This window comes from Ruegeria sp. CJ6, assembly GCF_056536665.1.
Window position 1 is genome coordinate 92,276 of record NZ_JBQFQB010000008.1, and the last position, 26,586, is coordinate 118,861.

A 26,586-nucleotide genomic window follows, 5' to 3' on the forward strand; every position below is an offset into this window, starting at 1 on the left:
TCCAGTTGTCGCAACGCTATGCCTCTCAGCTTAACATCCTATGAAAAACCAAATCGCCGCGATTTAACCCCATCTTTACCCGCGACGGTCTAACAACATGCAACCGAAAGAGGGTGGCATGATTCAGTGGTCCAGAGTCAGACAGTTACGTGATGAAGTCGGCGCAGACGAGTTCACCGAGGTTGTCGAAATCTTTTTGGACGAGGTTCAGGAAATTATCACTAAGCTACGCGATGACACTACCCGCTCCGAGATCGAACAGAACCTGCATTTCCTGAAGGGCAGCGCGCTGAGTCTTGGCTTTGATAGTTTCTCGAAACTGTGCCAGGACGGTGAGCGACGCGCAGCCGCAGGTGACAGCGCCGCCGTTGATTTGCTGGCGATTATCGCGGCCTACGACGAGTCGAAAAAACTGTTTCAGGCCGGTCTGGCCGAAAACCTGCGCTAGATCACAAACTGTGCCAGCGTCTCGTCTTCGGTGATATCCGTATAAGTAAACCCGGCTTCATCCAGATGCGCAAACAGGCGCATGAAATTCTCGGGCTTGCGGGTTTCGATTCCGATCAGGACCGAGCCAAAGTTGCGCGCCGATTTCTTCATGTATTCGAACCGTGCGATATCATCCTCAGGGCCGAGGATGCCGAGGAATTCTTTCAGGGCACCGGGGCGCTGCGGTAGGCGCAGGATGAAGTATTTCTTCACCCCGGAATAGCGCTGCGCACGTTCTTTGACCTCTGGTAAACGCTCGAAATCGAAGTTCCCGCCCGAGGTGACACAGACCACCGTCTTGCCACGCACAAAGCTTTGCACGTCACCCACAGCCTCAACCGCCAACGCACCGGCAGGTTCCAGAACGATGCCCTCGACATTCAGCATCTCGATCATGGTGGTACAGATGCGGTCTTCGGACAAAGTCAGCACATCCGACAGATGCCGCGATTTCAGCAATTCAAACGGTTTCTCACCAATCCGGCCTACTGCTGCGCCATCGACAAATGTATCCACATGATCCAGCGCCACCGGGTGCCCCGCTGCCAGCGCCGCGCGCAAACACGCCCCGCCGGCCGGTTCCACGAACAGGCAATGCGCCCGGTCCCCGAACCAGGTCGCCACCCCCGAAGACATACCGCCGCCGCCAACCGGCAGAATTACATGATCGGGCACTCGGCCCAATTGCTCTTCGATCTCAACCGCCAATGAGGCCTGCCCCTCGATCACATCCGCATCATCGAACGGAGACAGGAAATATCCGCCCTGTTCTGCGCACCAGCTTTGCGCCGCAGCCAGCGTGTCATCGAAATAATCACCGATCAGGTGAACCTCGATATTGTCGCCGCCGAAAATACGCGTCTTTTGGATCTTCTGCTGCGGCGTGGTCACCGGCATGAAGATCACACCCCGCACACCCAGATGCTTACACATATAGGCCACGCCCTGCGCATGGTTGCCAGCGCTGGCGCAAACGAAAAGGTCCTGCCCCTGCTGCTTGCGCATCGCATTGAACGCACCGCGGATTTTATACGACCGCACCGGGCTGAGGTCTTCGCGCTTGAGCCAGATATCCGCGCCGTATCGATCGGATAGATGAGCATTCCGCTGCAACGGAGTTGCTGGAAACACTGAGCGCATTGCCTTTTCGGCAGCGCGGGCGCGGGTCGTGAAATCAGTCATGTTGGATTCCCTGCCCCATCATCGTCGAAAGGGCAAGGAATACATATGTGTACGGGCTTAGGCCAGCTCGCGCTTTTCGATGAACACACCATAGATCGTCGTCAGGATACTGACATTGATCAAGGGGACGATCAGCATGCTCGCAAACAAGACAATCAAGACACCTATGATTGGGACGAAAAGCAGCAAAGACGCCAGTAGCTGAAGCAATATTTGGAAGAGGATGGACAAGACAACCAGAAGTGCGATGGCTCCGCTTGCGCCTGAGGTTGCTTGCCACGCTTCAGACAGCTTTATTGGTTTTCCGATCGCTGCGCCGGGTAAAATCGGGGAGGCCCGATAGAATCCGATCGTGAGAAAGATGATCAAACCCGGCCAAACCAGAACTCCCAGCGCCACAGAGGATTGCGCCATCATGCCCATGATCAGCGCTCCCGGTATCATGATGATAAGAGCGATTAGGCCGAGCATCAGAAGGCGTCCGAAATAGGCGAGCACACGGTCGAACCTGAAAGGCGGAACCAAACCGCTTGGATATTCCTCAAGTAGAACGAAACGGTGCCACGACACGACAATCCACAGCATGACCCCAAAGACAACGGCCATAAGGCAGAGCAGAAATCCGGTGAAGGACGCGGCCGTTACGCCTTCAGGGAAGCCATTGGTTTCACTGTTGAATTCTTCGAAAGGGATGCCAAACAGGAAGAACAGGCCGATGGCTAAAAAGCCGCCAATGAGCGCCGGTACGACTGAAATCTGTAGCGCCTGCGTCAGGTTCCTCAAAACCATCTTCACCGAATGTACGAAAATCTCCAGCCCCAGCATGAAACCGCCCTCTCAACCAATCCTTGTTCTCTATCCGCCCGTTTCACCGCAATTCCCGCCCTGCGTCAATGCACGCCGCTTGCCCCCACGTCCAAAACCCGCTAGGGGCCAGTCGTTCTACGTACAAAGGGAAATCAGATGTCCGCGCCCAAGAAAGTTGTTCTGGCCTATTCCGGTGGCCTTGATACCTCGATCATTCTGAAATGGCTGCAGACCGAGTATGGTTGTGAGGTCGTAACCTTCACCGCCGATCTGGGTCAGGGCGAAGAGCTTGAGCCAGCCCGCAAGAAGGCTGAACTGCTGGGGATCAAGCCCGAGAACATCTATATCGAAGACATCCGAGAAGAATTCGTCCGCGACTTCGTCTTCCCGATGTTCCGCGCCAATGCGCAGTATGAAGGCCTGTATTTGCTGGGTACGTCGATTGCGCGCCCTCTGATCTCGAAACGTCTGGTCGAGATCGCCGAAGCGACCGGTGCTGACGCTGTGGCCCACGGCGCGACTGGCAAGGGCAACGATCAGGTTCGTTTTGAACTGGCTGCTTACGCACTGAATCCCGAAATCAAGGTGATCGCGCCGTGGCGTGAGTGGGACCTGACCAGCCGTACCAAGCTGTTGGAATTTGCCGAGGCCAACCAGATCCCGATCGCCAAGGACAAGCGTGGTGAGGCCCCGTTCTCGGTCGATGCCAACCTGCTGCACACCTCGTCCGAGGGTAAGGTTCTGGAAGACCCCGCCGATATGGCACCCGACTATGTCTATCAGCGCACCGTCCACCCCGAGGAGGCGCCGAACGAGCCGGAGTTTATCGAGATCGGTTTTGAAAAAGGCGACGCGGTCAGCATCAATGGCGAGGCGATGAGCCCCGCGACCATCCTGACCAAGCTGAACGAATATGGCGGCAAGCACGGCATCGGTCGTTTGGACCTGGTTGAAGGCCGGTTCGTGGGCATGAAATCGCGCGGCATCTACGAAACTCCCGGCGGCACCATCCTGCTGGAAGCACATCGTGGCATCGAATCCATCACCATGGACCGGGGCGCGATGCACCTGAAAGACCAATTGATGCCGCAATATGCCGAGCTGATCTATAACGGCTTCTGGTACAGCCCCGAGCGTGAGATGCTGCAGGCGGCCATCGACAAGTCGCAAGAGCATGTCACCGGCACCGTTCGCGTGAAACTGTACAAAGGTCTTGCCTCAACCGTGGGCCGCTGGTCGGATCATTCGCTGTACTCCGAGGCGCACGTGACCTTTGAGGAAGACGCCGGTGCATATGACCAGAAAGATGCGGCAGGCTTCATCCAGTTGAACGCACTGCGCCTGAAGCTTCTGGCCGCGCGTGACAAACGGCTGAGCAAGTAAGCGTTCAGAATTTTAGATCTGGACCCGGTGTCTGATCAGGCACCGGGGTTTTTCTTTGCCGGGTTTCCGTCGGGTCGGGCTTGCCCGGATCAGGAAATTGTCTTTACGCATACGTCAACCAGGGAAGGACGGATAATGCTGCAAGACATCGCCGACGGAATTCAAAAGGGTTTGAACGGCAAAAGCTTTGACGGATCGCTTAAGTTCGATTGTGGTGATGAGGGTGTGATCGTTCTGGCGGAGAATACTGCCTCAACCCAGGATCGGGACACAGACTGCACCATCCGCATCTCGCGCGAGAACCTCTCTAAGTTGCTGACCGGTAAGCTGAACCCAATGACCGGGGTTGCGCTGGGCAAGCTGAAAATCTCGGGCAACATGGGTGTTGCGATGAAGCTGGGGCAGCTGCTGGGCTGATAAACTCGTCTCACCAGCGCGTGACAAATCATGTCAGCGCATTGCAAGCGCAAAAATCTGCGGGCAGCTTGGTTTCGGAAGGAGACCTGCCATGACCCGGATCACTTACCTTGATTGCCTGAAACCTTCACTTCTGTTTGTGCTGATCTTGTTGGCAGCAATGCTGCGCGCTTTACCTGCTCCGGCCGCTGGCACTGAAACGCTAACAGTCGCCGGTGGCTGTTTCTGGTGCGTGGAATCCGATTTCGAGTCCGTGCCCGGCGTGATCGGCGCGGTCTCGGGCTATACCGGTGGCAAGACGGATAGTCCCACCTATGATCAGGTCTCGAAAGGCGGAACAGGGCATTACGAGGCGGTCCAGATCACCTTCGATCCCGCCCGCGTTTCCCGTGCAACCTTGCTGAACATGTTCTTCCGCTCAGTCGATCCCACGGATGCGGGTGGCCAGTTCTGCGATCGCGGCGACAGCTATCGCACAGCAATTTTCGTCTCTAACAAAGGGGAAAAGGCGCAGGCACAGCAAGCCAAGACCAGCGCACAAAACGCGCTGGGGCAGACCGTGGTCACGCCGATCCTGCAAGCCGGAACGTTTTATCCAGCCGAAGCGTATCACCAGGATTATTACAAGGGTAGCAAGCTGGTACTGACCCGCTTTGGCCCCAAGCGCCAAAAGAACGCCTATAAGGCCTACCGCGAAGCCTGCGGTCGCGATGCGCGGGTCAAACAATTGTGGGGCAACGAAGCGCCTTTTGCAGGGTCCTAGTCAAACTGCGCTTCGCGCACCTCTTTCAGATCAGGAATGACATCTGCAGTGCCGTGCCGCATGACCATCAGGGCCGCGGCGCGGTTTGCTTGGGCAATCGCCTGCGCCATCGGCATACCCCGGTCCATTCCAGCCAACACATAGCCGGTGAATGTGTCACCTGCCCCGGTGGTATCCACAGCGTTGACCTTATGGGCCTGAAACGCTTGGGGTTGATGATCTTGCTGATAATAGCGCGCACCTTTTGAGCCAAAGGTGACGATCACATGTTCGACCGGCAGGTCTGAAGGGGCGAGACCCGTTGCATCCTGCAATTGCTCGGCCTCGACTTCGTTGAGGATCAGAAAATCCAAATAAGGTAGAACCGCTTGAACTGCGTCTGCCTGAAATGGGGCGGCGGCGTAGCAGACAGTCAGCCCCATTTCGCAACCTAGTTTAGCGGCCTCAATCTGCGCATTGGTTTCGTTCTGCATCACCAGAAGATCACCTGAAACCGCCGAGGACAATGCCTGCCCAAGTTGGTCGTTCGAGATGGCATGGTTGGCGCCTTGATACAGAACGATCAGGTTTTCTCCCTGCGCATCTACTGCGATGATGGCGTGACCGGTCGGCACATCCACCTCGGCAATATGCCGCGTGTCCACGCCATACTCGGTCAGCCGATCCCGCGCCCAAAGGCCATCCGAGCCCACTGCGCCGATATGGGATACCCGCGATCCGGCTCGTGCAGACGCCACAGACATGTTGGCGCCCTTGCCACCCAGAAACCTCTGTAGCCCACTGGCCGCCAGTGTCTCACCCGCTTCGGGCAAATGCGGCAGGGCATAGACCATATCCGCGTTGATTGAGCCAAGGTTCCAGATTGTCATGATTTACCCGATATCGCAGGAGGCCAGGATGGCCATGTTCAGAATGTCATTTGCGGTCGAGACCGTCGAACAGATCTGGATCGGCTTGTCGACGCCGGACAGGATCGGGCCGATCACGGTGGCGCCGCCCATTTCCTGCATCAGTTTGGTCGAAATCGAGGCCGAGTGTCGTGCAGGAACAATCAGGATATTGGCTGGTCCGGTCAGTCGTTGGAACGGATAGGCTTCCTGCTGATCCACATTCAGGGCCACATCAACCGTCATCTCGCCTTCGTACTCGAAATCGACGCCGCGCTCATCCAGCACCGCCGGGGCACGGTGCATCTTCTCAGCACGTTCAGACACCGGGTAACCGAAGGTCGAGAAACTGACAAACGCCGCCCGAGGCTCTAGCCCCATGTGGCGCGCCACGGCTGCGGCGCGTTCAGCGATATTGGCCAAATCGTTCTCATCAGGCCATTCATGCACCAAAGTGTCTCCAATCAGAACAATCCGTCCCTTGTGCAGCAACGCGGTAACCCCAGCCGCGCCATGGGCGGCATCGGCGTCAAACACATGGTTGATACGGTCCAGCACGTGCGCCGACTTGCGTGTGGCCCCGGTCACCAGACCATCCGCATGACCATGCGCCAGCATCAGAGACGAAAACACATGTCGATCCCGTGCAGCGAGTCGGTGAATATCTTTGTGATCAAAGCCCTTACGCTGCAGGCGCTGATACAGAAAATCCTTATAGGCCTCGAGATGCGCGGTGTTGGCGGCGTTCACCACATCAATTTCACGCACCGCGTCCCCAAGACCAGCGGATTCGAGCTTTTCCTTTACGTCGTCTGGCCGGCCCACAACCAAAGCCTTACCAAAGCCCGAGCGTTGGTACATAACGGCCGCGCGCAATACGCGCGGATCGTCACCCTCGGCAAAGATCATCCGGCTTTGCGCCTGACGCGCCCGCGCGTTCAAGCCGCGCAGGATACTGGCCGTCGGGTCCATGCGGGATTTCAGGCTCAGCTCATAAGCGTCCATATCGATGATCGGACGTCGCGCCGCGCCGGTATCCATACCAGCCTTGGCAACCGCAGGCGGGATACGGTGGATCAGGCGCGGATCAAAAGGCGTTGGAATGATGTAGTCGCGCCCAAAAGTCAGCGACTTGCCATAGGCCATGGCAACCTCATCCGGAACATCTTCACGTGCCAATCGCGCCAGAGCATGAGCGCAGGCGATTTTCATCTCGTCATTGATCGCACGGGCATGAATATCCAGCGCACCGCGGAACAGGTAAGGAAAACCCAGAACGTTATTCACCTGATTCGGATAATCGCTGCGGCCCGTCGCGACGATCGCATCAACGCGCACCTCGTGCGCCTCTTCCGGGGTGATTTCCGGGTCAGGGTTCGCCATGGCGAAAATCACCGGATTGTCAGCCATGCTGGCGACCATGTCTTGTGTCACCGCCCCTTTGACCGACACGCCCAGAAATACATCCGCATCCTTCATGGCCTCTTCCAAAGTGCGAAGATCAGTCGTGATGGCATGGGCCGACTTCCACTGGTTCATGCCCTCGGTCCGGCCCTGATAAATCACGCCCTTGGTGTCGCAGACGATGCAATTCTCGTGCCGTGCACCCATGGCCTTGAGCAGTTCGATACATGCAATTCCTGCAGCGCCTGCCCCGTTCAGGACGATTTTTACATCTTCGATCTTTTTGCCCGAGATATGCAACGCGTTAAGCAGGCCCGCCGCACAAATCACTGCCGTGCCATGCTGGTCATCGTGGAAGACCGGGATATCCATCTCTTCCTTCAGGCGTTGTTCGATGATGAAACATTCAGGTGCTTTGATATCTTCCAGATTGATACCGCCAAAGGTCGGACCCATCAGGCGCACAGCGCGACAGAACTCGTCCGGGTCTTCGGTATCCAGCTCGATATCGATCGAGTTCACATCAGCGAACCGCTTGAACAGGACCGATTTGCCTTCCATCACCGGTTTTGAGCCCAGCGCACCCAGATTTCCAAGGCCTAGAACGGCGGTACCGTTCGAGATCACGGCAACCAGATTGCCTTTGTTTGTATAGTCATACGCCGTCTCTGGTGCTTCAGCGATGGCTTCACAGGGAACCGCAACGCCAGGGCTATAGGCCAGCGAAAGATCGCGCTGCGTGGTCATGGGTACGGTGGCCTGCACCTCCCACTTGCCGGGGGTCGGGTCTAGGTGAAAGGCCAGCGCCTCTTCTTTGGTGATCTTCGCTTTGGGCATCTTACAGGTCGTTTCCATGACTTTGGGGCTTTTGCCTCATAACGCAGGCGGGGCCGCGCCTCAACGAGAATGAGTTTTCACCTTTTACTGAAGATGCGGGATTTGTAAGGTCGCGCCCGGAACACGCCAGAAGGGGGCCGAATTTGTCCACAGTCACGCCGATGATGGCGCAGTACCTTGAGATCAAAGAGGCTCATGCAGATGCCCTGCTGTTTTATCGCATGGGTGACTTCTACGAGATGTTCTTCGAGGATGCGGTGAACGCGGCTGAGGCGTTGGATATCGCGCTGACCAAGCGCGGCAAACACAATGGCGACGATATCCCGATGTGCGGCGTGCCGGTGCATTCTGCCGAGGGCTACTTGCTGACCTTGATCCGCAAAGGATTCCGCGTCGCGGTCTGCGAGCAGATGGAAAGCCCGGCGGAAGCCAAGAAAAGAGGCTCTAAATCGGTGGTAAAGCGCGGTGTTGTGCGTCTGGTGACGCCCGGCACACTGACCGAAGATGCCCTGCTAGAGGCGCGGCGGCACAACTTTCTGGCCGCCTATGCCGAGGTTCGGGACGAAGCCGCGCTGGCCTGGGCCGATATCTCAACCGGTGCGTTTCACGTGATGCCGCTGACGTCAATCCGGTTGAGCCCCGAACTCGCTCGGCTGGCCCCGTCCGAGCTGATCGTGGCAGATGGGTCCGAGGAAAAGCTGCATGAAACCGTCATGGACCTTGGCATATCGCTCACCCCTGTTGGACGCGCCAGTTTTGACAGCGCTGCAGCCGAGAAACGCATCTGCGGGTTGTTTCACGTCGGCGCTCTGGATGCATTCGGGAACTTCGGGCGGGCCGAGGTTTCGGCCATGGGCGCGCTGATCGATTATCTGGAGATCACGCAAAAGGGCAAACTGCCACTACTGCAAACTCCCCTGAAGGAATCCGAGGATCGCGTGGTTCAGATCGACGCCGCAACGCGACGCAATCTGGAACTGACCCGGTCGCTGTCTGGTGGACGCGCCGGGTCGCTGCTGTCCGTGGTCGACCGAACAGTAACGCCAGGTGGCGCAAGACTTCTGGAACAGCGACTGTCCAGCCCCTCGCGTAATCTGGATGTGATCCACGCCCGACTGGACGCAGTATCTTTAGCGGTCGAAGATAGCCTGATCGCCTCAGATCTGCGCGAAGCTTTACGCAAAACACCCGATCTGGATCGCGCTTTGTCTCGTCTTTCGCTGGATCGAGGCGGCCCGCGTGATCTGGCCGCTATCCGCAATGGATTGGAACAAGCCGCAACAATCGCCGAAACCTGTGCCTCACAGGATCTGCCTGTTCTGCTGGCCACTGCCGTCCAGAACCTTGTCGGATTTGACGATCTGTTGACCTTGCTGGACGAAGCATTGGTTGCCGATCCACCCTTGCTGGCCCGCGATGGCGGCTTTATCGCCCCCGGGTTTGATAGCGAATTGGACGAAGCGCGCACCTTGCGTGACGAAGGCCGTTCGGTCATCGCAGGTTTCCAACAGAAATACGCCGAGCATACCGGTATCACGTCACTGAAGATCAAACACAACAATGTGCTTGGCTACTTCATCGAGACCACGGCAACCCATGCCGAGAAAATGTTGAACCCGCCATTTAGCGAGACTTATATCCACCGCCAAACCACCGCCAATCAGGTGCGCTTCACCACGGTGGAGCTGTCCGAGATCGAAACAAGGATTCTGAATGCCGGAAATCTCGCGTTAGAGATCGAAAAACGGCTCTATCAAAGGCTTTCTGGGGCTGTTCTGGATCTTGCCGCCCGATTGAATCAAGCCGCGCGCGGACTGGCTGAGCTGGATTTAACCACTGCACTCGCCGATCTGGCTCGCGGCGAAAGCTGGTGCCGTCCAAAGGTCGACGGGTCACGCGCATTCGACATCAAAGGAGGCCGTCACCCGGTGGTCGAGCATGCCCTGAGGCAGCAAAGCGGCGATGCTTTCATCGCCAACGACTGCGATCTGAGCGCCGATGCAGGCGCTGCAATTTGGTTGCTCACCGGCCCCAACATGGCCGGTAAATCAACCTTCCTGCGCCAGAATGCGCTGATCGCCCTACTGGCGCAGATGGGCAGCTATGTTCCGGCGGAACGGGCGCAAATCGGATTAGTCAGTCAATTGTTCAGCCGCGTCGGAGCGTCAGACGATCTGGCGCGCGGCCGCTCGACCTTTATGGTCGAAATGGTCGAAACCGCAGCCATCCTGAATCAGGCCGACGACCGCGCGCTCGTCATCCTGGACGAGATCGGCCGAGGCACCGCGACCTACGACGGCCTTTCCATTGCCTGGGCCACACTGGAACACCTACACGCGGCAAACCAATGCCGCGCATTGTTCGCCACCCACTACCACGAATTAACTGCACTCGCTGGAAGTCTGAACGGTGTAGAAAACGCGACCGTTGCAGTCAAAGAATGGGAGGGTGAAGTCATCTTTCTGCATGAGGTACATAAAGGCGCTGCCGATCGGTCTTACGGCGTCCAGGTTGCACAATTGGCTGGCTTGCCCACCTCGGTCGTGGACCGCGCCCGTATCGTGTTGGATCAATTAGAAAAAACCGAACGTGAAGGCGGTAAGCAGAAAGCACTGATCGACGATCTGCCCCTGTTTTCAGCTGCGCCGCCGCCTCCCCCTGCGCCAAAAACCTCGCCCGTTGCTGATATGCTGGAAACCATCCTTCCAGATGAACTCAGCCCCCGCGAAGCCTTGGACTTGATCTACAAACTGAAAGAGGCGGCCAGATCCTGACCGCCTCGAACCCGGTTGACCCAGGAACTGTTCAGCTTGCGGGCGTTGACGACACCCCAACCTGCGCCGGACGCAACAACCTGTCGTGCAGCATGAAGCCTTCTGCCGACACCTGAATGATGTCGCCGGCTTTGGTTCCGGGCACCGGGGCCTCGAACATCGCCTCATGTACATTCGGGTCGAACCTGTCCCCGACCTGTGGCGTAATCACCTCGATCCCATGCTTCTGGAACACATCCTTCAGCGCGCGCATGGTCAACTCGACACCTTCCAGCAAGCCGGCGGCAACCTCTTTCTGCTCATCCGTCGCGGCCTCAAGCGCGCGTTTCATATTGTCGTAAACCGGAAGCATGTCGCGGGCCAGTTTTGACCCGCCATATTGTTCCGCATCCCGACGCGCCTTGTCGCCACGCTTGCGCGCATTTTCGGCATCGGCCAGCGCACGCATGAACTTGTCTTTGTAGTCATCGCGCTCAGCACGCAGTTGATCGACCTCAAGCGCCTCATCGCTGATCTCAGCAAAATCTTCGGCAAACTCTTCCGCCTCGGCGGACATGATGTCGTCCAGAAAATCTTCGTTCTTGGGCTCTGCCATCTCTTACCCTCTAGCTCCGGTCGGAAATCAGCTTGCCGACCAGTTGCGCCGTATAATCCACGATTGGTACGATTCGCCCGTAATTCAGACGTGTGGGTCCAATGACCCCAACCGCACCGATTATCTTACGATCAGCGTTCATATATGGAGACACCACCAAAGAGGAACCCGAAAGTGAGAAAAGTTTGTTCTCAGAGCCAATAAAAATGCGCACACCTTCGCCTTCTTCGGTCAATTCAAGGAATTCGGCGATATCGCGTTTGCGTTCAAGGTCGTCAAACAGGGTGCGGATTCGATCAAGCTCTTCTGCCTGACCCGGCTCATTTAACAGATTCGCACGCCCGCGCACGATCAGCCGGGCCGAGTCGCCACCGTCCCCGTCCCAAGCGGCAATGCCGCTCTCGACCATCTCACGCGCCAGAACATCGATTTCCTGTTTCCGCGCGTCTATCTGTGACAGCATCTGACGGCGCACTTCGCCAAGCGTTCGACCTTCGATCAGTGCATTCAGGAAATTGGCTGCCTCGCGCATCGAACTGGGTGTTTGGCCAGGCGGAGGTGTAAACAGCCGGTTTTCTACCTGCCCGTCCGAAAACACCAGAACCACCAAGGCCCGGTCATGCCCAAGCGAGACGAACTCGATATGCTTGATCTCGGCCTCATGCTTTGGCGTCAGAACCAGCGAAGCCCCTTGTGTCACGTGTGATAGCGCCGCGCCGACGCGATCGAGCATACCACCCACATCGCCTGCGTTAGAGCCTAGTGTTTCGTCCAGCTTTTGCCGATCATCCGCACCCAGATCGCCCATTTCCAGCAATCCGTCCACGAACATGCGCAGCCCCTGCTGTGTTGGAATTCGACCAGCGCTGACATGCGGACTATCGAGCAAACCCAGAAATTCAAGATCCTGCATCACATTGCGTACGGTCGCAGCACTGACTTTCTCGGACAATGTGCGCGTCAGAGTCCGGCTGCCCACGGGTTCACCGCTTTCCAGATAGCTTTCGACAATCAACCGGAACACCTCGCGCGACCGGTCATTCATCTCATCCAGAATTTTGCTTGCTTCGCTCATCGGCGGCCCTCTGCTGGATCGTCATTAAATCGCAGGCAAATGAAAGGTCAATCGGGCTTGCATCGTAACGCCGCAGGACGGTATCCCCAACCCAGCAGATAAAGGATTTCTCATGCGACCCTCAGGACGTGATCTAAACGAAATGCGCGCCGTTTCAATTGAAACGGGGTTCACCAAACATGCCGAAGGCTCTTGCCTGATCAAGATAGGCGACACCCATGTGCTATGCACCGCCACAATCGAGGATCGCGTGCCACCGTTCATCAAAGGCTCGGGCCTGGGCTGGGTCACCGCTGAATATGGCATGCTGCCCCGTGCGACCAATACGCGGATGCGGCGCGAGGCTGCCAGCGGCAAGCAAGGCGGACGCACCGTGGAAATCCAGCGCCTTATCGGCCGCGCCTTGCGCGCCGGTGTAGACCGGGTTGCCTTGGGAGAACGGCAGATCACTGTTGACTGCGATGTCATTCAAGCCGACGGCGGCACCCGCTGTGCCTCGATCACTGGCGGTTGGGTGGCGCTGCGTCTGGCCGTGAACAAGCTGATGAAAACAGGCGATGTGATCTCTGACCCTTTATTAGACCCTGTTGCCGCCGTTTCATGCGGAATTTATGCCGGTCAGCCCGTGCTAGATCTGGACTATCCCGAAGATAGCGAAGCTGGCGTTGACGGCAATTTCATCATGACCGGCTCGGGCAAGCTGATCGAAGTGCAGATGAGCGCCGAAGGATCCGTTTTCAGCCGCGCGCAAATGGATCAACTGATGGACCTGGCCGAGAAAGGCGTGGGTGAACTTGCTGCTGCCCAGAAAGCTGCAACCGCATGACTCGCAGGTTCGAAGGTGATCGACTGCTGGTCGCCACCCACAACAAAGGCAAGCTCGAGGAGATGGCGCATCTGCTTGAGCCCTTTGGCGTAACGGTTGTCGGCGCGGGCGAAATGAACCTGCCCGAACCTGAAGAGACCGAGGACACTTTCGTCGGTAACGCCCGGATCAAGGCCCACGCAGCTGCAAAGGCGACCGGCCTACCTGCCCTGTCGGACGATTCCGGGATCACCATCGATGCATTGGATGGCGCACCCGGTGTTTACACCGCCGATTGGGCCGAAACCGGCAGTGGCCGCGATTTCCTGATGGCGATGACTCGCGCCCATAATGAGCTAGAGGCGAAAAACGCCCCCCACCCGCGTATGGCCCAATTTCGCTGCACTCTGGTTCTGGCCTGGCCCGACGGGCATGACGAAGTGTTCGAGGGCGTCGCGCCCGGTCACCTGACTTGGCCGATCCGTGGCAAGGACGGGTTCGGCTATGACCCGATGTTTGTCCCTGAGGGGCACGACATTACCTTTGCCGAAATGGATCGCTGGGAAAAGAACAAGATCAGCCATCGCGGGCGCGCGGTGGAGATGTTCGTGAAAGGCTGCTTTGGCGGATGATTGGCGAAACGGGGGCTTTGGCCTTTATGTGCATTGGCCCTTTTGCGAGGCCAAGTGCCCCTATTGCGATTTCAACAGCCACGTTTCCAAGAATATTAATCAAAAACAATGGCTTGAGTGTTATCTTAGTGAACTGAGCCGCTCGGCCATCGAAACTCCTGACCGGGTTTTGAACACAATCTTCTTTGGCGGCGGAACTCCATCACTGATGGCGCCTGAGACCGTCGCAGCCATCATCGACAAGGCCCACTCCCTTTGGCGATCGGCCAACGATATGGAAATCACGCTTGAGGCCAATCCAGGCTCGGTCGAGGCCGGGCGGTTCGCGGCCTATCATGATGCGGGCGTGAACCGCATCTCGATGGGTGTTCAGGCCTTGAACGACGATGACCTGCGTCGTCTGGGGCGCATTCACACGGTTGCCGAGGCTCGCGCTGCCTTCGATATCGCGCGCTCTTGCTTTGACCGTGTGAGCTTTGATCTGATCTATGCCCGCCAGCATCAAACTCTGGACGCCTGGCGTGCTGAGCTGACCGAAGCCCTATCGATGGCAGTTGATCACCTGTCGCTATACCAACTGACCATTGAGGAAGGCACAGCCTTTGGTGATCGCTATGCCCTGGGCAAGCTGCGCGGTTTGCCCGAGGATGACAACGCTGCGGATATGTATCTGGCGACGCAGGAAATCTGCGAAGCGCATGGGCTGCCTGCCTATGAGATCTCAAACCACGCCCGGCCCGGAGCGGAATCACGGCATAACCTCATCTATTGGCGCTATGGTGACTACATCGGTATTGGACCCGGCGCACACGGTCGGATCACCCTGGATCGCCGGAAATTCGCGACGGAAACTCATCTTTCACCAAACAAATGGCTGACGGCTGCCTCCAATGGGCACGGCGAAAGCAATCGATTCGAGCTTAGCCAACGTGAACAAGCCTCAGAATACCTTATGATGTGTCTGCGTTTGGTCGAGGGCCTTAATATAGACAGATATACTCGGCTTGCAGGTGAAGAACTTTCGCATGACAAACTTGATTCACTGATCGATCTGGGCATGCTAACCCTTGATCGCAATCAATTGCGCGCAACTTCAAACGGGCGCGCCGTGCTCAATGCGGTAATCCGAGAGCTGTTGGAGTAACAGATGCAATTTCTCTGGGCCGGATTGGGGTTGTTATGCGTTGCGCTTGCCATGATCGGAGTCGCTCTGCCGCTGCTGCCGACGGTGCCATTTCTTCTGTTGGCCGCGTTCTTTTTTGCCCGCTCATCGTCACGGCTACATAACTGGTTGCTGAGCCATCGAACCTTTGGCCCTATGATCGTCGATTGGCAAAGCTCTGGCGCGATCAGACCCGGTGCAAAAAAGGCGGCCACCCTTTCGGTTGCCGCCGTATTTGGTTTATCGGTTCTACTGTCGGTTCCTTCTCACGTCCTGATCATTCAGGCCATTGTGCTCAGCGCTGTGATGCTGTTTATCTGGACCCGACCTAACGGCTGAGCTTTGCGCACAGATCATCCAACTGATCCAGGTTCTCATAAGCCAACACAACCTGCCCGGATTCAGATCCGGCCTTATGGTTGATCGTCACCTTCATCGCCAGAATCGCAGACAAATCCTTTTCAAGCGCTCGGGTGTCTGCGTCCTTCCCAGCATTCAGGTTTCTGGATTTCGGAGCCGGCTTATCCGCTCCACCTTGCTGCTTTTTCACTAATGCCTCGGTCGCACGCACCGAAAGGCCCTCACGAACCACCTGTTTCGCCAGCTCCGATGGGTTTTCTGCCGTGATCAATGCCCTTGCATGACCGGCGGATAATTTTCCTTCTATTACAAGGGATTGTACATCCAATGGGAGTGACAAAAGACGCAGCAGATTAGCGATATGGCTTCTGCTTTTACCAAGCGCTTCGGCCAGCTTTTCTTGCGTGTGACCAAAGCGATCCATCAATTGCTTAAAGCCTGCCGCCTCTTCCACCGCGTTCAGATCTGCGCGCTGAATGTTCTCGATAATCGCGACCTCAAGCACTTCGGTGTCATCAAATTCGCGAACAATAACTGGGATATCATGCAGTTGCGCCATCTGCGCAGCACGCCAGCGCCGTTCACCCGCAACGATTTCGTATTGGCCGCCATCGATGCTGCGGACAATCAGCGGCTGGATAATACCCTTTTCCTTGACCGAGGCCGCAAGCTCATCCAATTGCTCTTGCGCGAAACGGCGGCGCGGCTGATCTGGGTTCGCCTGCAGTTTTTCGATCGGTACCGTGAGATCCGGACGGCGGGGTTCAGATATAATCCGACCGTCAGCTTCTGGTGCGACATCAGCCATCAACGCAGATAGCCCGCGACCTAATCCTCGGGGTTTTCCTTTCCTGGCATTCATGTTGCCCTCCTCACGGCCACTTAAATGGCTACCTTGTTGTTCTTGTGCATAACCTCTCGGGCGAGATACCGGTACGCCATCGCCCCGAGCGAACCCGAATCATATTGCAGCACAGGAAGCGCGTAAGATGGTGCTTCGCTGACCCGCACATTTCTGGGTATCTTGGTTTTAAATACCATCTCACCCAGATTGTCACGCGCATCCTTTTCGACCTGACGGGACAAGTTGTTGCGGTTGTCATACATCGTTAACACAACACCTTCGATTCTGAGGTCAGGATTAGCGGTCTGACGAACCTCGCGAATGGTCAACATCAATTGTGACAGGCCTTCCAGCGCAAAGAACTCACTTTGCAATGGAACAAGGACGGAATGCGCTGCTACCATTGCGTTTACGGTGAGCAGGTTCAAGGACGGCGGACAATCAATCAGCACAAAGTCCAGATCGAAGGCATCAATTGCAGTCTGTCGAAGCGCGTCATGCAGCAAATAACTGCGCTTTTCATTCGAGATCAGCTCAATATCTGCTGAGCTGAGATCTACGGTCGCTGGAACCACAAAAAGATTACCGATCTCGGTCTCCTGCACCACAGCTTCCAATGGTGCATCGTCGAGAAGAAGATCATATGTCGTCCAGTCGCGATCTTCGACCCCTAGACCCGTAGAGGCATTTCCCTGAGGATCGAGATCGACCACAAGAACCTTGCATCCGGCCTCGGCCAATCCGGCTGCCAGATTGATCGCTGTAGTGGTTTTCCCGACCCCGCCCTTTTGATTGGCAACCGCGATAATCCGAGGCCCAGCAGGACGAGACAGATCAACCACGTGCAACTCCTTTGATTTTCAGGATAACGGCTTGGGGTTCTGTTGAACTCTTAATGGGTTCAGCCTCGAATTTCCATTCTTTGCGCGCATCTTCCAGCTCTTTTTTCCAGGTTGCGCCTTTTGGCAACAACGCTGTACCGTTTTTACTTAAATGCCTGTCACAAAATGACATTAGAGTGGTCAGATCAGCCAGAGCCCGAGCTGAAAGCACGTCCGCATGCAAGGGATCAATGGCTTCAATTCGACGAGAGATCACGGAACAATTGGCGCCACTCTCTCTGGTCACACTTCGAAGAAATGCGGATTTACGTTGGTCGCTTTCGACCAATGTGAAACGCGTTTCAGGCGCAGATTCAATTGCCATGATGGCGCAAACCATGCCTGGAAAGCCGCCTCCGCTGCCTAAATCCACCCAATGATCTACGCGATCTGCGTTCTGAAAAACTTGAATGGAATCCTTGATATGGCGGATCCAAATCTCTTCAAGACTATTTCTTGAAACCAGATTGATTTTTGGGTTCCATTTTTCAAGCAGAGATACATAGATCACCAGGCGTTCGAATGTTTCACGTGAAACATCCAGAGCCTCCGCAGAGACGGCGTTCTGATAACTCATGCTTTTCTGGCTTTCACATCGCGCCTGAGCTTCGCCAGGACGAGAGTTAAAGCCGCAGGCGTGACACCTTCTACCCGACTCGCCTGCGCAATATTCGCAGGCTTCGCCTGCGATAGCTTTTGCTTCATTTCATTCGACAGACCATCAAGCGCAAAATAATTGAAATCCCGAGGAATCTCATGCGCCTCATCGCGCTTCATTGCTTCGACATCCCGTTGTTGGCGCGCAATATAGTTTGCATACAACGCATCGCGCTCGACCTGACGGCGAATTTCATCGTCTGTATTCTGTAGATCGGGTTCGAGTAAAACCATGTCTTCAAACGATACTTCTGGAAAAGCAAGAACCGCCATTCCATCGCGCCGGTTTCCGTCCTGATTTATGCTGATACCAGCTTCGCGAATTTGCTTTGGCGTATATGTGGTCTCTGTCAGTTTGTTCTTTGCCTTTACAAGTTTTTCTGATTTCTCAGCAAAAACCTTGCGGCGGAGTTCACCCACACAGCCCAACTGCTCACCAATCGGGGTCAGTCTTTGATCTGCGTTGTCAGCGCGAAGTGATAGGCGAAACTCTGCACGGGATGTGAACATCCGATAAGGCTCGGCAACGCCTCGTGTTGTCAAATCGTCAATCATTACGCCAATATAGCTGTCTGAGCGTGTAAAATGTATTGGCGCACGCCCCTGTGTTTCCAGAGCTGCATTCAAACCTGCAACGAGGCCTTGCGCGGCCGCTTCCTCATATCCTGTGGTCCCATTGATCTGTCCTGCAAGATATAGACCAGGAACATCGGGCACAGACAAAGACGCAGATAGAACGCGCGGGTCAACGTAGTCGTATTCAATCGCGTATCCGGGTTGTAAGATTACCGCGTTTTCCAATCCTATGATGGATTGGACATATTCGACTTGTACATCTTCGGGCAAAGACGTTGAAATCCCGTTTGGGTACACCGTATGATCCCGCACGCCTTCCGGTTCCAGAAATATCTGGTGTGACTCCTTTTCCGCAAATCTGACGATTTTGTCTTCGATTGAAGGGCAATATCTGGGACCAACACCATCAATATGACCTCCATACATTGCTGATCGCGATAGATTTTTCTCGATTATTCCGTGCGTCTGAGCATTGGTATGAGTTATTCCACAGGCAATTTGCGGCGCTGTCACCGCTTGGGACATGAATGAAAACAGTGTTGGCTCTGCATCGCCATCCTGTCGTTCAAGTATATCCCAATTTATGGTTCGTCCGTCCAACCTCGGTGGCGTACCTGTTTTCAGCCGTGCCGTCGGTAATTCAAAAGCGTCAAGGCGCTCAGCCAACCTAACCGATGGACGATCCCCCATGCGTCCACCTGGCCTTGTAACGTCTCCTATGTGAATTACACCGCGCAGAAATGTACCCGACGTCAGAACAACTGTCTGAGCTGGGACCTCGGAACCGTCGGCTAGTTTGACACCGATTACGCAGTCACCATCCATTAGGAAATCGACCACTTCCCCAGTGATCACCGACAAATTGTCTTGTTTTTTCGTTTCTTCCTTCATCGCGGTCCGATAAAGCGCACGGTCCGCTTGCGCCCTTGGGCCTTGAACAGCTGGTCCTTTACGTCGGTTCAATAGACGAAACTGAATGCCGGCACGATCCGCCACACGACCCATGACCCCGTCCATTGCATCGATTTCACGGACCAGATGACCTTTCCCTAGCCCTCCGATCGCAGGATTGCAGGACATGACACCGATGTCCTGTTCGGACAAAGTAACCAGCGCCGTGTTCGCACCCATCCGTGCTGCCGCATGGGCAGCTTCGGTACCGGCATGTCCAGCGCCAATGACTACAACATCAAATCTCGAATGTTTCACGTGAAACACTCCCTATTTTCCCAGACAGAAACTTGCGAAGATTTCATCCAAAAGGGTTTCGACATCAATCCTGCCAACCAAAGATTCAAGCGACCGAATTGCCGTTCTCAACTCTTCAGCAGCTATATCATACATGTCCGGACCTGATTCCAGAACATCTCGCGAAGCCGCAAGTGCGTCCGATGCTTTAGTCATCGCAATACGGTGACGTTCCCGCGTTGCAATACCATGGCTAGCTGTTCGAACAGTCAATACACGCGATATGTTGTCTATCAACTGGTCAATCCCGTGCCCGGTTTTCCCCGATATACCACCGGAAAAGGGTTCACGCAGGTCAGATTTTGGCAGAACATGAATGTCATCTGCCTGCATCGGTACACCTAGCTGATCAGGCTCATCCGACAGAAATACTCGTAGATCGGCCGCCTCTGCCCGTTTGCGCGCCAGTTCAATTCCCAGGTTTTCAACGTGATCATCGGTTTGCCTCAAACCGGCCGTGTCCAGCAGCGTGACAGGCAATCCGTCCAAGTCCATACGAACTTCAATCACATCACGGGTTGTCCCGGCATATTCGGAGGTAATAGCGGCTTCCCGACCTGCCAACGCGTTCAGCAAGGTCGATTTCCCTGCGTTCGGAAGTCCAACAATGGCGACCTCAAAGCCGGTGCGAATGCGTTCTGCGATCCGAACGCCTTTCGCTTCTTGCCTCAGCTCCTCCATAACACCAGAGATTAACGTTCGAACCTCAGGGGTTACGTCGATCGGCACCTCTTCATCAGCAAAATCAATCACGGCTTCCAACAGGGAAGCCGCGCGGATCAGATCACGCCGCCAACTTTCTGCCAATGTGCCCAAAGCACCAGCCAAAATCGTCTGTGCTTGTTTCCGTTGTGCTTCGGTTTCTGCATCAATCAGATCAGCAAGGCCTTCGACCTGCGCCAGATCCATCTTGCCGTTTTCCAGTGCACGACGCGTGAACTCACCAGGTTCGGCCAGCCGAAGATCGTCCATATCCGAAAGAGAGGTCAGCACAGCGTTGACTGACGCCATACTTCCGTGAATCTGAAGCTCGGCCACGTCTTCGCCGGTAAAGCTGGACGGGGCCTGAAACGTCAGAACCAAGCCCTCATCCAACCGCGATCCATCCGACGCGCAGAGTGTTCGTACTGTCATTCCACGCCTTGGCAGGCCCCCGCCAGACAACTCATTGGCGGAGGCATATGCCTGCGGACCAGAAAGCCTGATCACAGCCACGCCTGCTTTGCCCTGGGCGCTGGCCAGGGCGAATATCGTATCCATTGATAGCCCCCGCGTCAGTGCCAGCACCTTGTCAGGTGTTCATTGAATCGAAGAACTCGCCGTTCGTCTTAGTTTGTTTCAACTTCGACAACAGGAACTCGATTGCATCTGTTGTGCCCATCGGATTGAGGATGCGGCGCAGAACGAATGTCTTGGCCAAATCGCCCTTGTCGACCAGCAGATCCTCTTTCCGGGTGCCGGATTTGAGGATGTCGATTGCCGGGAACACGCGTTTGTCTGCAATCTTACGATCCAGAACGATTTCCGAGTTACCAGTGCCCTTGAATTCTTCGAAGATCACTTCGTCCATGCGGCTGCCGGTATCGATCAGGGCGGTGGCGATGATGGTCAGCGAACCACCTTCTTCGATGTTCCGCGCAGCACCAAAGAAGCGCTTGGGCCGTTGCAGGGCATTTGCATCCACACCACCGGTCAGAACTTTACCCGAAGATGGCACCACAGTGTTGAATGCCCTACCAAGTCTTGTTATCGAATCGAGTAGAATAACAACATCTCGTTTATGTTCGACCAGGCGCTTAGCCTTTTCGATGACCATTTCCGACACGGCCACGTGGCGAGTCGCGGGTTCATCAAAGGTCGAAGACACAACTTCACCCTTCACCGAGCGTTGCATGTCAGTCACCTCTTCCGGGCGTTCGTCGATCAGCAGGACAATCAGATAACACTCCGGGTGGTTCTGTTCGATGGAATGCGCGATGTTCTGCAGGATCACCGTCTTACCAGTCCGCGGCGGTGCCACGATCAGCGATCGCTGACCTTTACCAATCGGCGAAACCAAATCGATCACGCGAGCAGACTTGTCCTTGATGGTCGGATCTTCGATTTCCATCTTTAGACGCTCATCCGGATACAGAGGCGTCAGGTTGTCGAACAGAATCTTGTGTTTGGCCTTGTCCGGATTTTCAAAGTTGATCTTGGTGACGTTGGTCAGCGCAAAGTAACGCTCGTTTTCATCGGGCGCTTTGATCTCACCTTCAACCGTATCTCCGGTGCGCAGCGAATGCTTGCGGATCATATCAGGCGAAACATAGATGTCATCCGGTCCGGGTAGATAGTTCGCCTCGGGCGAGCGCAGAAACCCGAACCCGTCTTGTAGAACCTCCAGCACGCCGTCGCCGCCGATGGTCCAGCCCTCATCCGCACGTTCGCGCAGAATCTGAAACATCATCTCGCCCTTGCGCATGGTTGAGGCGTTTTCGACCTCAAGCTCCTCGGCCATGGCCAGAAGGTCTTTGGGGCTTTTGGCCTTCAGATCGGCCAGATTCAGGGATTCAGTTGTCATGATGATACGAACCTCGGCCGCTTGGATCGCGGCACCAGAGTGGAATTTCAGAACGGAAGATACCTCGCCCGGACGGGCGCGTTACGCGTTAGATAAGCGCTTACCTAAGAAGAGTCAAACAGGCCCTCAGAACTTCACAACGACCGCTAGAACGATAACAACCATTAAAACGGTCGGAACCTCATTCATCATGCGGTACTGCTGCCCAGTCAGCTTATTTCGCCCCTCAGCAAAGTCCTTGCGCCGAGCCATAAGCCAATGGTGAAACCATGTCATGCCGATCACTGCTGCGCCTTTGACCCACGGCCAGCTCCAATCCCATCCGACAATACCAGGCGTGAACACCATGATCAGCCCGCAAACCCAGGCCACGACCATTGCGGGGCGCATGATCACACGCAGCAGCTTTTCTTCCATTTCAAAGAAAATCTGTTGCGCACCCTCTACGGCTTGCGCCTTTTCAACGTGATACACGAACAATCTGGGCAGATAGAATAAACCAGCCATCCATGAAATCACGGCCATGATGTGCAGCGATTTCACCCAAGGGTATATTGCGAAAAGAATATCGGTCATTGGGTATTCCGGGCTTACCTGAACCCCTCCTAATAAAAAAAATAAGAAAGAAAAAGGATGATGGTTTTGTAGGGAGGTCAAATTCGGTGGATTACTTTTTTGTCCTGCCTTTTTCCCCAGGTGGAAAAAGTGAAGCACATCGGCGCAGAATCTGTTGATCAAGAAAAAAAATGATTAATAACAATAAATTATGAGATAAAAGCTCGGGCTGAATTGTGGATAACCATTGGAACAATCCGGGACGGGATGCTTATCCGAGTATTCCAACTTATCCTTGTCCCGTCTGGACAGGATCCGGGAGAATCGGGGAAGTCTTGCGCCAAATTCCCGGGGTTGCGTGTCAACCGTAAAGCCATACAAACCATTCGAGACTACTCATTGATTTGCACACGGGGTTTTCCACATGACTGTCCCCATAGTCCTTGCCTCAGGGTCCGTGATCCGCGCGCAGTTGCTCAGAAACGCAGGCGTCCCGTTTTCGGTTCAGATCGCGCGGGTGGATGAAGACACAGCCAAACGCGCCCTGATTGCTGAGGGAGCTTCGCCCCGTGATGTTGCCGATGCGCTTGCCGAAATGAAAGCACGTAAGATCAGTGACAAAGTGCCCGGCACTATGGTTCTGGGTTGCGATCAGGTTCTGGATTTCGAAGGTCAGATGCTGTCGAAGCCGGAAACGCCGGAAGAAGCACTGGCGCAGCTTAAAGCAATGCGCGGCAAGCGACATATGTTGCTGTCGGCGGCGGTGATCTATCAGGATGGTGAGCCCATCTGGCGGCAAGTCGGTCAGGTGCGTTTGCGGATGCGGGCCAGTTCGGATGCCTATTTACGTGATTACGTGGCGCGGAACTGGGAGAGTATTCGGCACGCAGTGGGGGCTTATAAACTGGAAGAAGAAGGCGTGCGCCTGTTTGCCACCATTGACGGCGACTACTTTAACGTCTTGGGTATGCCCCTGTTAGAGCTGCTCAATTTTCTGGCCGTGAAGGGAGTGATCGATCAATGACGGAGCATCGCGTTCCTCTGGCCGGCGTGATTGGGCAACCCATTGCACATTCCCGCTCGCCAAAACTGCACGGGCATTGGCTGAAAACCTATGGATTGGTGGGGCACTACATCCCAATGGATGTCGCCCCGGCCGATCTGGAAATCGTTCTGCGGACACTACCCAAGGCTGGGTTTGTTGGGGCCAACGTGACCGTACCGCATAAAGAGGCTGCTTTGCGGTTGGCGGATCATGTCTCGGACCGTGCCTCAGTCATCGGGGCGGCAAATACGCTTGTATTCCGCGAGGATGGTTCAATTCACGCGGATAATACGGATGGCTACGGGTTCATGGCCAATCTTCGCAGCGGTGCGCCCGATTGGAACCCGCAGGATGGGCCTGCGGTTGTAGTTGGTGCGGGCGGTGCTGCGCGGGCGGTGCTTCAAGCGCTGGCAGAAGCCGGAGTGCCTGAAATCCTGTTGACCAACCGCACCCGCACCCGTGCGGATCATTTGAAGGAAGAGTTCGGCCAACGGATTACGGTCGTTGACTGGGTGCAGGCGGGAAATGTGATCGAAGACGCAGAACTAGTCGTGAACACCACGTCTTTGGGTATGCAAGGGCAGCCAGAGTTACGCGTACCACTGGATGGATTGCAACCCGGCGCTGTTGTCACCGATCTGGTATACGCGCCGCTTCAAACGCATCTGTTAAAACAGGCGGAAGAGGTTGGATGTACAACGGTCGACGGGCTGGGAATGTTGCTGCATCAAGCTGTTCCCGGGTTTGAACGCTGGTTCGGTGTTCGCCCCGAAGTGGACGCTGAAACCCGCGCGGCGGCCTTGGCATGAGTTTTGCGCTGGGGCTCACCGGATCAATCGGGATGGGCAAGAGCACGACCGCTCAGATGTTTGCAGATGAAGGCTGTGCGCTTTGGGATGCGGATGCTGCGGTGCATCGGCTCTATGCAAAGGGCGGCGCTGCGGTTGAGCCCATGCGGATTACGTTTCCCACCGCCATTGCCGAGGATGCGGTCAGCCGGGATGCATTGAAGCAAATCATTGCGGATAATCCTGACGCGCTAAAAACAATAGAAAAAATCGTACACCCTCTGGTAGCGGCGGATCGCGCCTCATTTCGTTCTTCGTCGTCCGCCGAAATCTTGGTATTCGACATTCCGCTGTTGTTTGAAACCGGTGGTGATGCGGCGATGGATGCTGTTGCTTGTGTTTCAATCTCTGCTGAAGAACAAAAAAGACGGGTCATGGCGCGCGGCAAGATGAATGAGGCGCAGTTTGAGCAGATTCGCTCCAAGCAAATGCCAAACGAAGAGAAATGCGCGCGATCGGATTTCGTGATTGTCACGGATACTCTGGACCATGCTCGCGCGCAGGTGCAGGATATCGTCAGGCAGATACGGGCAGGGTTGGCAGATGCGTGAGATTGTACTCGATACCGAGACTACAGGGTTTGATCCCGAAAGCGGCGACCGGATCGTCGAGATCGGCGCGGTTGAGCTGTGGAACCACGTTGCCACAGGAGAAACTTATCACGTCTACATCAACCCCGAGCGTTCTATGCCGGAAGAGGCATTTGGTGTGCATGGCATCGGCCCCGACCTGCTGGAAAACCCGCGCCCGCCGGAAAAGGGCGAAGTGACGCTGAAGGACAAACCTGTCTTTGCCAAGGTTGGGCAAGGGTTTCGTGAATTCGTGGGTGACGCCAAGCTGGTGATCCACAACGCTTCGTTCGACATGAAGTTTCTGAACGCCGAACTGGGCTGGATGGGGGTGTCGCTGATCCCGATGGATCAGGCAATCGATACGCTGGCCATTGCCCGCAAACGGTTTCCGGGATCACCCGCTTCGTTGGATGCATTGTGCCGCCGGTTTGGCATCGACAATTCGAACAGGCTGCTGCACGGCGCGCTGCTTGACTCGGAAATTCTGGCCGAAGTGTATCTGGAGCTGATCGGAGGCCGTCAGCCCGATTTTGGATTGTCAACGTCGGCAAGTGCAGCGTCTGGCGGTGGTGAGGAATGGCGCCCGACAGCGCGACCCGATGCCCTGCCATCCCGGATCACCGAGGATGAGCGCGCAGCACATCAGAAATTTGTTGAAAAGCTGGGCGAGAACGCCCTGTGGACCCGCGCCTGACCCGAACCAGACGCGGACCAAAACCTTAGGCGTCGGTTTTTTGCTCTTGTGCGGCCGCCTGACGGCGCGCCAGTTCGTTGCGATAGAGCGCCACGAAATCAATGTTATCCAGGTTGACCGGCGGGTAGCCACCGTCGCGTGTGATGTCGCTGACGATGCGGCGCAGGAACGGGAACAGCATACGCGGGCATTCGATCATCAGGAACGGATGCATTTGATCTTCGGGCACACCTTCCACGTGGAACAGGCCGCAATAGTCGATTTCGCACAGGAACAAGACGTCTTCCAGGCCCTTGGCCTTGGATGTCAGTTTTAGCTTGATCGAGACTTCATATTGGTGCTCGGTCGTGCGTTTCTTTGCGTCCAGATTGACCTGAACTGAAATCTCGGGCTGTACGTCGCCTGAGACGCCTTTTTGCGCCATGACGTTTTCAAAGGACATGTCGCGAATGAACTGTCCCAGAACGCGCATCTGGATCTGAGGGGCTGCCTGTGCGGCGGTGTTTTCTGCAGGGCTTTCGTCAGCCATGA

27 protein-coding genes are annotated in these 26,586 nt (G+C 55.7%); 13 read left to right on the top strand and 14 right to left on the bottom strand.

Annotated elements, in window-relative coordinates:
• Positions 1-97: 97 nt before the first annotated feature.
• Positions 98-448 carry an Hpt domain-containing protein gene (locus tag ACR0BT_RS19240; RefSeq protein ID WP_480763859.1) on the top strand — a complete coding sequence of 117 codons (351 nt, stop codon included), beginning with the start codon at positions 98-100 and terminating at the stop codon, positions 446-448.
• Here ACR0BT_RS19240 and ilvA read toward each other — a convergent pair.
• Complete coding sequence (gene ilvA / locus ACR0BT_RS19245) at positions 445-1,671, bottom strand: threonine ammonia-lyase IlvA (RefSeq protein WP_170399362.1); 1,227 nt, start codon at positions 1,669-1,671, stop codon at positions 445-447. The two genes, ACR0BT_RS19240 and ilvA, sit on opposite strands and share 4 nt — an antisense overlap.
• Positions 1,672-1,728: 57 nt before the next feature.
• Positions 1,729-2,496 carry a hypothetical protein gene (locus ACR0BT_RS19250; protein WP_480763860.1) on the bottom strand — a complete coding sequence of 256 codons (768 nt, stop codon included), beginning with the start codon at positions 2,494-2,496 and terminating at the stop codon, positions 1,729-1,731.
• Positions 2,497-2,634: 138 nt separating this feature from the next.
• Here ACR0BT_RS19250 and ACR0BT_RS19255 point away from each other — a divergent pair, with 138 nt between their 5' ends.
• From ACR0BT_RS19255 to msrA, 3 genes are all read left to right on the top strand, one after another.
• Complete coding sequence (locus tag ACR0BT_RS19255) at positions 2,635-3,861, top strand: argininosuccinate synthase (RefSeq protein ID WP_170802774.1); 1,227 nt, start codon at positions 2,635-2,637, stop codon at positions 3,859-3,861.
• Between the two features lie 135 nt (positions 3,862-3,996).
• On the top strand, positions 3,997-4,278 hold the full coding sequence (locus ACR0BT_RS19260; protein WP_170408793.1) for an SCP2 sterol-binding domain-containing protein: 282 nt from the start codon (positions 3,997-3,999) through the stop codon (positions 4,276-4,278).
• 91 nt (positions 4,279-4,369) lie between these two features.
• A complete protein-coding gene (gene msrA / locus ACR0BT_RS19265; RefSeq protein WP_170399396.1) occupies positions 4,370-5,041 on the top strand; it encodes a peptide-methionine (S)-S-oxide reductase MsrA in 672 nt (223 codons plus the stop codon).
• Here msrA and ACR0BT_RS19270 read toward each other — a convergent pair.
• Positions 5,038-5,910, bottom strand: a complete 873-nt coding sequence (locus ACR0BT_RS19270; RefSeq protein ID WP_480763862.1) for a ribokinase — start codon at positions 5,908-5,910, stop codon at positions 5,038-5,040. The genes msrA and ACR0BT_RS19270 overlap by 4 nt on opposite strands.
• Before the next feature lie 3 nt (positions 5,911-5,913).
• On the bottom strand, positions 5,914-8,169 hold the full coding sequence (locus ACR0BT_RS19275) for an NADP-dependent malic enzyme (RefSeq protein WP_170466734.1): 2,256 nt from the start codon (positions 8,167-8,169) through the stop codon (positions 5,914-5,916).
• Positions 8,170-8,330: 161 nt separating this feature from the next.
• Between ACR0BT_RS19275 and mutS the strand changes: the two genes are divergently transcribed.
• Positions 8,331-10,943, top strand: a complete 2,613-nt coding sequence (gene mutS / locus ACR0BT_RS19280; RefSeq protein ID WP_480763879.1) for a DNA mismatch repair protein MutS — start codon at positions 8,331-8,333, stop codon at positions 10,941-10,943.
• A 31-nt stretch (positions 10,944-10,974) separates the two neighbouring features.
• On the opposite strand, the gene ACR0BT_RS19285 is transcribed toward mutS, so the two are convergent.
• Together ACR0BT_RS19285 and hrcA are read right to left on the bottom strand one after the other, a co-directional pair.
• Positions 10,975-11,538: a nucleotide exchange factor GrpE gene (locus tag ACR0BT_RS19285; protein ID WP_170399405.1), complete on the bottom strand. Its 564-nt coding sequence runs from the start codon at positions 11,536-11,538 to the stop codon at positions 10,975-10,977.
• 10 nt (positions 11,539-11,548) lie between these two features.
• Positions 11,549-12,613, bottom strand: coding sequence for a heat-inducible transcriptional repressor HrcA (gene hrcA / locus ACR0BT_RS19290; protein WP_170399408.1), 1,065 nt, complete (start codon positions 12,611-12,613; stop codon positions 11,549-11,551).
• Positions 12,614-12,725: 112 nt separating this feature from the next.
• Between hrcA and rph the strand changes: the two genes are divergently transcribed.
• Genes rph through ACR0BT_RS19310 form a run of 4 tightly spaced genes read left to right on the top strand, consistent with a single transcriptional unit; the run spans position 12,726 to position 15,551 of the window.
• Positions 12,726-13,439: a ribonuclease PH gene (rph, locus tag ACR0BT_RS19295; RefSeq protein WP_480763863.1), complete on the top strand. Its 714-nt coding sequence runs from the start codon at positions 12,726-12,728 to the stop codon at positions 13,437-13,439.
• Positions 13,436-14,050, top strand: a complete 615-nt coding sequence (gene rdgB / locus ACR0BT_RS19300; protein ID WP_170819265.1) for an RdgB/HAM1 family non-canonical purine NTP pyrophosphatase — start codon at positions 13,436-13,438, stop codon at positions 14,048-14,050. Before rph ends, rdgB begins: the two co-directional genes overlap by 4 nt.
• The gene (gene hemW, locus ACR0BT_RS19305) at positions 14,040-15,194 is read left to right on the top strand and encodes a radical SAM family heme chaperone HemW (protein ID WP_480763864.1); all 1,155 of its coding nucleotides are present in this window, start codon (positions 14,040-14,042) and stop codon (positions 15,192-15,194) included. The genes rdgB and hemW overlap by 11 nt, the downstream gene beginning before the upstream one ends.
• A 3-nt stretch (positions 15,195-15,197) precedes the next feature.
• On the top strand, positions 15,198-15,551 hold the full coding sequence (locus ACR0BT_RS19310; protein ID WP_170408799.1) for a YbaN family protein: 354 nt from the start codon (positions 15,198-15,200) through the stop codon (positions 15,549-15,551).
• Here the strand turns inward: ACR0BT_RS19310 and ACR0BT_RS19315 are convergent.
• From ACR0BT_RS19315 to hemJ, 7 genes are all read right to left on the bottom strand, one after another.
• Complete coding sequence (locus ACR0BT_RS19315) at positions 15,541-16,434, bottom strand: ParB/RepB/Spo0J family partition protein (protein WP_480763865.1); 894 nt, start codon at positions 16,432-16,434, stop codon at positions 15,541-15,543. The genes ACR0BT_RS19310 and ACR0BT_RS19315 overlap by 11 nt on opposite strands.
• Before the next feature lie 20 nt (positions 16,435-16,454).
• The gene (locus tag ACR0BT_RS19320; protein ID WP_170408801.1) at positions 16,455-17,258 is read right to left on the bottom strand and encodes an AAA family ATPase; all 804 of its coding nucleotides are present in this window, start codon (positions 17,256-17,258) and stop codon (positions 16,455-16,457) included.
• A complete protein-coding gene (rsmG, locus tag ACR0BT_RS19325) occupies positions 17,251-17,874 on the bottom strand; it encodes a 16S rRNA (guanine(527)-N(7))-methyltransferase RsmG (protein ID WP_170408802.1) in 624 nt (207 codons plus the stop codon). Before rsmG ends, ACR0BT_RS19320 begins: the two co-directional genes overlap by 8 nt.
• Positions 17,871-19,739 (bottom strand): tRNA uridine-5-carboxymethylaminomethyl(34) synthesis enzyme MnmG, encoded by a 1,869-nt coding sequence (gene mnmG, locus ACR0BT_RS19330; RefSeq protein WP_170515510.1) that lies wholly within the window; start codon positions 19,737-19,739, stop codon positions 17,871-17,873. The genes rsmG and mnmG overlap by 4 nt, the downstream gene beginning before the upstream one ends.
• 12 nt (positions 19,740-19,751) lie before the next feature.
• Entirely contained in the window at positions 19,752-21,038 is a 1,287-nt protein-coding gene (gene mnmE / locus ACR0BT_RS19335) for a tRNA uridine-5-carboxymethylaminomethyl(34) synthesis GTPase MnmE (protein WP_170649058.1), read from the bottom strand.
• A 31-nt stretch (positions 21,039-21,069) separates the two neighbouring features.
• Complete coding sequence (gene rho, locus ACR0BT_RS19340) at positions 21,070-22,341, bottom strand: transcription termination factor Rho (RefSeq protein ID WP_170399438.1); 1,272 nt, start codon at positions 22,339-22,341, stop codon at positions 21,070-21,072.
• Between the two features lie 126 nt (positions 22,342-22,467).
• Positions 22,468-22,917, bottom strand: coding sequence for a protoporphyrinogen oxidase HemJ (gene hemJ / locus ACR0BT_RS19345; RefSeq protein WP_170649082.1), 450 nt, complete (start codon positions 22,915-22,917; stop codon positions 22,468-22,470).
• Positions 22,918-23,320: 403 nt separating this feature from the next.
• Between hemJ and ACR0BT_RS19350 the strand changes: the two genes are divergently transcribed.
• Genes ACR0BT_RS19350 through dnaQ form a run of 4 tightly spaced genes read left to right on the top strand, consistent with a single transcriptional unit; the run spans position 23,321 to position 26,055 of the window.
• Positions 23,321-23,920 (top strand): Maf family protein, encoded by a 600-nt coding sequence (locus tag ACR0BT_RS19350; protein WP_480763866.1) that lies wholly within the window; start codon positions 23,321-23,323, stop codon positions 23,918-23,920.
• Positions 23,917-24,750, top strand: a complete 834-nt coding sequence (locus ACR0BT_RS19355) for a shikimate dehydrogenase (RefSeq protein ID WP_480763867.1) — start codon at positions 23,917-23,919, stop codon at positions 24,748-24,750. Before ACR0BT_RS19350 ends, ACR0BT_RS19355 begins: the two co-directional genes overlap by 4 nt.
• Positions 24,747-25,340: a dephospho-CoA kinase gene (gene coaE, locus ACR0BT_RS19360; RefSeq protein WP_170515091.1), complete on the top strand. Its 594-nt coding sequence runs from the start codon at positions 24,747-24,749 to the stop codon at positions 25,338-25,340. Before ACR0BT_RS19355 ends, coaE begins: the two co-directional genes overlap by 4 nt.
• Positions 25,333-26,055, top strand: a complete 723-nt coding sequence (dnaQ, locus tag ACR0BT_RS19365) for a DNA polymerase III subunit epsilon (RefSeq protein ID WP_170426353.1) — start codon at positions 25,333-25,335, stop codon at positions 26,053-26,055. The genes coaE and dnaQ overlap by 8 nt, the downstream gene beginning before the upstream one ends.
• A 25-nt stretch (positions 26,056-26,080) precedes the next feature.
• Here the strand turns inward: dnaQ and secB are convergent, their stop codons facing one another.
• The gene (gene secB / locus ACR0BT_RS19370) at positions 26,081-26,584 is read right to left on the bottom strand and encodes a protein-export chaperone SecB (RefSeq protein WP_170399455.1); all 504 of its coding nucleotides are present in this window, start codon (positions 26,582-26,584) and stop codon (positions 26,081-26,083) included.
• Positions 26,585-26,586 lie beyond the last annotated feature (2 nt).

What these genes read in the sequence shown, in the direction of transcription:
- ACR0BT_RS19240 (WP_480763859.1), top strand. Translation starts at nt 98, where the DNA reads ATGCAACCGAAAGAGGGTGGCATGATTCAGTGGTCCAGAGTCAGACAG.
- ilvA (WP_170399362.1), bottom strand. Translation starts at nt 1,671, where the DNA reads ATGACTGATTTCACGACCCGCGCCCGCGCTGCCGAAAAGGCAATGCGC.
- ACR0BT_RS19250 (WP_480763860.1), bottom strand. Translation starts at nt 2,496, where the DNA reads ATGCTGGGGCTGGAGATTTTCGTACATTCGGTGAAGATGGTTTTGAGG.
- ACR0BT_RS19255 (WP_170802774.1), top strand. Translation starts at nt 2,635, where the DNA reads ATGTCCGCGCCCAAGAAAGTTGTTCTGGCCTATTCCGGTGGCCTTGAT.
- ACR0BT_RS19260 (WP_170408793.1), top strand. Translation starts at nt 3,997, where the DNA reads ATGCTGCAAGACATCGCCGACGGAATTCAAAAGGGTTTGAACGGCAAA.
- msrA (WP_170399396.1), top strand. Translation starts at nt 4,370, where the DNA reads ATGACCCGGATCACTTACCTTGATTGCCTGAAACCTTCACTTCTGTTT.
- ACR0BT_RS19270 (WP_480763862.1), bottom strand. Translation starts at nt 5,910, where the DNA reads ATGACAATCTGGAACCTTGGCTCAATCAACGCGGATATGGTCTATGCC.
- ACR0BT_RS19275 (WP_170466734.1), bottom strand. Translation starts at nt 8,169, where the DNA reads ATGCCCAAAGCGAAGATCACCAAAGAAGAGGCGCTGGCCTTTCACCTA.
- mutS (WP_480763879.1), top strand. Translation starts at nt 8,331, where the DNA reads ATGATGGCGCAGTACCTTGAGATCAAAGAGGCTCATGCAGATGCCCTG.
- ACR0BT_RS19285 (WP_170399405.1), bottom strand. Translation starts at nt 11,538, where the DNA reads ATGGCAGAGCCCAAGAACGAAGATTTTCTGGACGACATCATGTCCGCC.
- hrcA (WP_170399408.1), bottom strand. Translation starts at nt 12,613, where the DNA reads ATGAGCGAAGCAAGCAAAATTCTGGATGAGATGAATGACCGGTCGCGC.
- rph (WP_480763863.1), top strand. Translation starts at nt 12,726, where the DNA reads ATGCGACCCTCAGGACGTGATCTAAACGAAATGCGCGCCGTTTCAATT.
- rdgB (WP_170819265.1), top strand. Translation starts at nt 13,436, where the DNA reads ATGACTCGCAGGTTCGAAGGTGATCGACTGCTGGTCGCCACCCACAAC.
- ACR0BT_RS19310 (WP_170408799.1), top strand. Translation starts at nt 15,198, where the DNA reads ATGCAATTTCTCTGGGCCGGATTGGGGTTGTTATGCGTTGCGCTTGCC.
- ACR0BT_RS19315 (WP_480763865.1), bottom strand. Translation starts at nt 16,434, where the DNA reads ATGAATGCCAGGAAAGGAAAACCCCGAGGATTAGGTCGCGGGCTATCT.
- rsmG (WP_170408802.1), bottom strand. Translation starts at nt 17,874, where the DNA reads ATGAGTTATCAGAACGCCGTCTCTGCGGAGGCTCTGGATGTTTCACGT.
- mnmE (WP_170649058.1), bottom strand. Translation starts at nt 21,038, where the DNA reads ATGGATACGATATTCGCCCTGGCCAGCGCCCAGGGCAAAGCAGGCGTG.
- rho (WP_170399438.1), bottom strand. Translation starts at nt 22,341, where the DNA reads ATGACAACTGAATCCCTGAATCTGGCCGATCTGAAGGCCAAAAGCCCC.
- hemJ (WP_170649082.1), bottom strand. Translation starts at nt 22,917, where the DNA reads ATGACCGATATTCTTTTCGCAATATACCCTTGGGTGAAATCGCTGCAC.
- ACR0BT_RS19350 (WP_480763866.1), top strand. Translation starts at nt 23,321, where the DNA reads ATGACTGTCCCCATAGTCCTTGCCTCAGGGTCCGTGATCCGCGCGCAG.
- ACR0BT_RS19355 (WP_480763867.1), top strand. Translation starts at nt 23,917, where the DNA reads ATGACGGAGCATCGCGTTCCTCTGGCCGGCGTGATTGGGCAACCCATT.
- coaE (WP_170515091.1), top strand. Translation starts at nt 24,747, where the DNA reads ATGAGTTTTGCGCTGGGGCTCACCGGATCAATCGGGATGGGCAAGAGC.
- dnaQ (WP_170426353.1), top strand. Translation starts at nt 25,333, where the DNA reads ATGCGTGAGATTGTACTCGATACCGAGACTACAGGGTTTGATCCCGAA.
- secB (WP_170399455.1), bottom strand. Translation starts at nt 26,584, where the DNA reads ATGGCTGACGAAAGCCCTGCAGAAAACACCGCCGCACAGGCAGCCCCT.